Here is a 234-nt window from a genome sequence, read left to right as displayed (position 1 = left end):
ATCCGCAAGCGCATCGCCGAGCGCTTCCCCGACGTGAAGCTGTTCGAGCGTCCGCCGGACGCGACCAGCCGCACGCTCGCGGGCTCCGCCGCGGCCGCGTTCGAAGTGCGCCTGATCGGCCGCGACGTGCCCGGCAACATGGCGCTGGCGCGCGAGATCGAAAAACGCCTGCACCAGGTGCCCGGCGCGGTCGACATCGCCCTGCGCCAGGTGCTGGACCTGCCCGAATACCAG

General features: G+C 71.8%; 1 protein-coding gene. It reads left to right on the top strand.

The genetic code is table 11. The features are described from left to right. A partial coding sequence (locus tag HKX41_13640) for a hypothetical protein (GenBank protein ID NNC25175.1) occupies nucleotides 1–234 on the top strand: 234 nt, incomplete at both ends.

The organism is Salifodinibacter halophilus (assembly GCA_012999515.1).
Classification (GTDB): domain Bacteria; phylum Pseudomonadota; class Gammaproteobacteria; order Nevskiales; family Salinisphaeraceae; genus Salifodinibacter; species Salifodinibacter halophilus.
The sequence above is the reverse complement of the archived record's forward strand: the minus strand, read 5'-3'. Positions and strand labels throughout refer to the sequence as shown.